The organism is Stenotrophomonas sp. 278 (assembly GCF_003935715.1).
Lineage (GTDB): Bacteria > Pseudomonadota > Gammaproteobacteria > Xanthomonadales > Xanthomonadaceae > Stenotrophomonas > Stenotrophomonas maltophilia_AH.
Map to the genome: position 1 here is coordinate 1 of NZ_RHPP01000208.1, position 5,163 is coordinate 5,163.

Below are 5,163 nucleotides of genomic sequence, written 5' to 3' on the forward strand. Positions count from 1 at the left end.
GCCGACGCCGGAGCGGCACTGGCGCTGGAGGCTGCTGCCGGCGCAGCCGCTGCCGGGGTGTCAGCGCGCGCGTCGAGGGTCACCACTTCGGCCTTCACGTCATTGCGGACTTTGACCGCCTCCAGACGTGCGGCTTCGGCCTGGGCGCGGTCTGCGTAGGGTCCTACCCGCACGCGGAAAGCCTGGCGACCGTTGATGGTGGCCGGCTCGCTGAAACCGGGCAGATTGGAACGTTTGAGGTAGGCGATGACCGCCTCGGCGTCCTTCTGGCTGGCGTAAGCCCCGAAGCTGACCGCATAGTTGCCTGCAGCGATGGCCGGCGAGGTGTCCGTCGGGACGGCGGCGTCAGCCGGCGTGGCGGCGGCTTCATTCAACGGTGCGGTACTGGACGCAGCACCCTGCAGGCCAGTTGCGCCACCGGCCGGGGCCACCAGCGGCAGCTCGCGGGTCTGGAATTGACCGTCCTCCGGAGCGTCCGGCGCGGCAATCGGCACATTGGCCACGCCACTGTCGGGCGCAGGGCCCTTGACCAGCATGGGCAGGAAAATCACGGCCAAGGCCACCAGAACGATGGCACCAATCAGTCGCTGTTTCAGAGGAGTATCCACGGAAGGCAGGCAGGCGGCGCGGCGGAATGCCGGCTTGATTATAAGGGGGTGGGCAGTGGTCGCGTCCAAACCAGCTGAATGATGGCCGGGACGCGCGTCTCAAGCGGAACGGCTCACGGCGTGGATTGCAGCCATTGCAATGCCTGTGCGGCCGTGTGGAACGAACCAAACACCAGCACGCGATCACCCGCCTGCGCGTTGGACACCACGTGCTTCAGTGCGTCTTCCACGGTAGCGTGGGTGGTGGCATCGGCGGCGATGGTATCGGCCAGCCGCGTCTGCAGCGCCTGCGCGCTCTGCGCGCGGGTGCCATCCAGCCCGGCCAGATGCCAGGCCTGCACGTGCGCGGCCAGTGCGTCGACCACGCCCACGGCATCCTTGTCCTGCAGGGCTGCGAACACCGCCATGGTGCGGCCGCTGGCCGGTGCCGCCTTCAGCGCGGCGGCCAGTTCGCGCGCCGCCTGCGGGTTATGGCCGACATCGACCAGCACTTCGACGCCAGCGCGCTGGAATGCCTGCAGACGACCGCTGATGCGTGCGTTGGCCACGCCTTCGACAATGGCCGCGCGCGGCAACGGACGGTCCAGCGCGCGCAGCGCGGCAATGGCCGACGCGGCGTTGCGCAGCTGGATCGGACCGCGCAGGGCCGGCATCGGCAGTTCGATGCGCATGCCGACATCCCGCCAGCGCCAGCGCTGGCCGTCGATCACGTCCGCAAAAAAATCGCTGCCGCCACGAATCGCGTTGGCCCCGAGCAGGTAGGCCCGCGCCAGCACGCTGGACGGCGGATCGGTTTCGCCCAGGATCACCGGCTTCCAGCCCCTGATGATGCCGGCCTTCTCCGCGCCGATGGCTTCGCGGTCCTCGCCCAGCCATTCACTGTGGTCGATGTCCACGGTGGTGATCACGGCGACGTCGGCATCGACGATGTTGACCGCGTCCAGGCGACCGCCCAGACCCACTTCCAGCACTGCCAGATCCAGCTCGGCCCGGTCGAACAGGTGCAGCGCCGCCAGGGTGCCGTACTCGAAGTAGGTCAGCGTGGTTTCCCCGCGGGCGTCCTCGATGGCATTGAAGGCGCTGATCAGGGCCGTATCGCTGGCATCTTCACCGTCGATGCGGACGCGCTCGTTGTAGCGCAGCAGGTGCGGCGAGGTATACGCCCCCACCTTCCAGCCCGCCGCACGGCCGATGGCCTCGATGAAGGCGACGGTGGAGCCCTTGCCATTGGTGCCGCCGACCACGATCACGCGCTTGCCGGGCGCGCCCAGCCCCATCTCCCGGGCAACGCCGCGCACGCGGTCCAGCCCCATGTCGATGGTGGCCGGGTGCTGCTGCTCGATGAAGGCGAGCCAGTCGCTCAGGGTCTGCGGGCGGAGGGTGGTCATGGCAATGAATCGTGTTTGTGGAATTACAGCGCGCGATGCTTGGCTTCGCCGAAGAACGGGGTGTGGTGGGCGCAATCGTTCAGACGCACCACTTCCAGGCTGTCGAGGTCGGCACCTTCGAGCAGATTGAGTGTGGTCGGGGCCTGGCGGAAGGTCCACAGGCGCGACAGCGGCAGGCCCAGGATGCGGCACAGGATGACGCGGTTGACCGCATCGTGCGCCACCACCAGCAAGGTGTCGTGTTCGCCCAGACCTTCGGTGGCGCGCGCCAGGCCGCGCCAGCTGCGGTCCAGCACCAGGCGCAGCGACTCGCCGCCAGGCATCAGCACGGTGTCCGGCTCTTCGCGCCAGGCGCGCAGGCGCGAAGGATCTTTTTCGTGGATCTCACTGGCCAGCAGGCCTTCCCATTCGCCGTGCGCGATTTCCTGCAGGTCCGGTTCGGTCAGCAGCGACGCGGCGCGTTCGCTGCCCAGCGCCAGCTGCGCGGTGCGCTGCGCCCGCGACAGTGGCGAGGCCACGGCGCGGGTAATGTCGACCGAGACCAGGCGCGCACCCAAGGCCTGGGCCTGGGCTTCGCCGATGGGCGACAGCGGGATGTCGATCTGGCCCTGGTAGCGGCCTTCGGCGTTCCACGGCGTTTCGCCGTGACGGGCAAGCAGGATGCGCATGCGAACTAGAGATCCTTGAAAGGGAAGACAGTCGCAATCGTTCACAGAACGTGAACGATCGTGGGGGAGCTGCATTCTACCGTGTCGGCAGGCCGCGAGGCCGGGTTGTAACACCGGCAACAAAAAACCCCGCGGAATCCGCGGGGTTTGAGGTGATCACTGCGCCAGGTTCAACTCTTTAAGCAGCTGCGGGGCCGGAGCCACTTCCTGCATGATCCACTGCATGTAGCGGCTGTCCACCGCGATCATGCGGGTCATCACCGGGTCGAACACCCAGTTGGAGCTGACCGACTCCCAGTTGCCGTCAAAGGCCAGGCCGACCAGCTTGCCGTGCGCGTCCAGCACCGGCGAACCGGAGTTGCCGCCGGTGATGTCCAGGTTGGACAGGAAGTTCACCGGCACCGACCCCACGCGCTTGTCCTCCAGCCCGCCGTAGCGCTTGGCCTTGACCGCGTCCAGCAGCGCCTTCGGCGAGTCGAACGGATCCGCGCCGGTTTCCTTGGCGACGATGCCTTCCAGCGTGGTGAACGGGGTGTAGGCCACGCCGTCCTTGGGGGTGTAGCCCATCACATTGCCGAAGGTGATGCGCAGCGACAGATTGGCATCCGGATAGACGAACTCGCCCTGGCTCTTCTTGTAGTCCGCCAGCGCCTGCAGATACGCCGGACGGGCGATCAGCGACTCACCTTCGCGGGTTTTCTTCTGCTCCTCGATCTTCAGCAGTGCCGGGGTGATGGCGACGGCGTACTGGATGACCGGGTCGGTGCTGGCTTCGAACGCAGCGCGGTCGGCCTTGAACCACTTCAGGCGCTCGTCCAGGCTGCCCAGCTGGGTAGCGGCCAGCTTCTTCACCAGTCCATCAACAGCGGCGGTGTCGGTACCGCCCAGCCACTGGTTGAGCACTTCATTGCTGCGCTGGTCCGCCGGCAGCGCCACGTACTGGTTCAGCCAGTATTGCTGCAGCTGCTGGTCCATGCGTGCCACGTAGCGGCGATCCATCTGACGCAGGCCACCCTCGATGGTGGGCAGGTCGCGTTCTTGGTAGCCCGCTTCACGCTCGGCATCCGGCTTGGCACGCTCGATCGACAGGCGGTACAGCGCCAGCGCGGCGGCCACCGCCGAGGTGTTGTGGAACTGGCCGACGAACAGGTCGCGTTCACGCGTGGACTTGCTGGTGTCCAGGTGCTTGAGCAGCTGGGCGTGGGCGGCCAGCGCCGGCTTGCCCGCTGCGCCCTGCTTTTTCAGCCACGCCAGCACGGCGGCTTCTTCCGCCTGCTTCTGGCCCGCGGCGTCGATGCGCTTGAAGCCTTCCAGCTGGCCAGCGTAGTTCTTGGCCACGTTGTTCATGCTGGCGGCGGTGTTGGCGTACTTCACCTTGATGTCGGGATCGACCTTGCCAGCGGCATCGATCAGCGCCAGTACCGCGTTGTAGTGGCGGGCGATCATCGGATAGGTGAAGTTGGCGGTTTCATTGAACTCGCCCACCAGCGCGTAGCGGTTGGTGCGGCCCGGGTAACCGGCCACCATCACGAAGTCGTCCGCGCCCAGCGGCTGGTCGGCGAACTTGAGGAAGTGCTTGGGCTGGTAAGGCACGTTGTCAGCCGAGAACGCGGCCGGCTTGCCATCCTTGCCCACGTAGGCGCGGTAGAACGAGAAATCGCCGGTATGACGCGGCCACATCCAGTTGTCGATGTCGCCGCCAAACTTGCCGACGCTGCCGGGGGGGGCGTAGACCAGGCGCACGTCCTTGATTTCCATGTTGCGGAACAGGCGGTAGGTATTGCCGCCGGAGAAGCTGTACAGACGGCAGCGGAAGCCGGCTTCGGCTTCACAGGCGGCGGTCTGGGCCTTGTCGAAGGCTTCCAGTGCGCGGGTGCGGGCCAGCGGGTCCTTGCCGGCGGCGGCGATGGCCGCCTTGGCCTGGTCGGTGACGTCGGTGATCTGGTCAAGCACGAAGACGCGGGCATTGGGGCCGGCGCTCAGCTCGTCCTTCAGGGTCGGCGCATTGAAGCCGTCCTTGATCAGGTTCTTCTCGGCGGTCGAATTGAGCTGGATCGCACCATAGGCACAGTGGTGGTTGGTCACCACCAGGCCCTGGGGCGACACGAAGCTGGCGGTGCAGCCACCCAGCGCCACCACCGCGCCCATCGGGTCGCCGGTCAGGTTGGACAGCTGTTCGGGCGAGAGCTTCAGCCCGGCCTTCTGCAGCGGGCCGGCGATCTCCGGCAGCTGTTGCGGCACCCACATGCCTTCAGCGGCATGGGCGACCTGGACCAGCCCCAGGCTGGCAATGACGGAGAACGCGAGCAGATTCGAGCGCATGGAGCGGCCCTTGGTGAAAGAACCGCCGATACTAACCTGACACCGACATGGGATGCCGGTAGCGCCGGCCGTTGGCCGGCCCCGGGGGTTTGGGGGGCGGGCCCCCCCCCGGCCGCCCCCCCCCGGGGGGCGGGCACAAAACCCGCTGTGTTTAAACAAAACCACCCCCCCCCCCCC

The 5,163-nt window shown here is 67.1% G+C and carries 4 protein-coding genes; all 4 read right to left on the reverse strand.

Annotated features, from left to right (window positions below):
• The coding region (locus EGJ34_RS20365; protein WP_185750274.1) for an SPOR domain-containing protein at window positions 1–608 on the reverse strand (608 nt) is incomplete at its 3' end.
• A gap of 113 nt (window positions 609–721) precedes the next feature.
• Window positions 722–1,996, reverse strand: coding sequence for a bifunctional tetrahydrofolate synthase/dihydrofolate synthase (gene folC, locus EGJ34_RS20370; protein WP_125362251.1), 1,275 nt, complete (start codon window positions 1,994–1,996; stop codon window positions 722–724).
• 23 nt (window positions 1,997–2,019) lie between these two features.
• Window positions 2,020–2,664, reverse strand: a complete 645-nt coding sequence (locus tag EGJ34_RS20375) for a histidine phosphatase family protein (protein WP_125362252.1) — start codon at window positions 2,662–2,664, stop codon at window positions 2,020–2,022.
• 156 nt (window positions 2,665–2,820) lie between these two features.
• Window positions 2,821–4,986 carry a S46 family peptidase gene (locus EGJ34_RS20380; protein WP_125362253.1) on the reverse strand — a complete coding sequence of 722 codons (2,166 nt, stop codon included), beginning with the start codon at window positions 4,984–4,986 and terminating at the stop codon, window positions 2,821–2,823.
• Window positions 4,987–5,163: the final 177 nt, after the last annotated feature.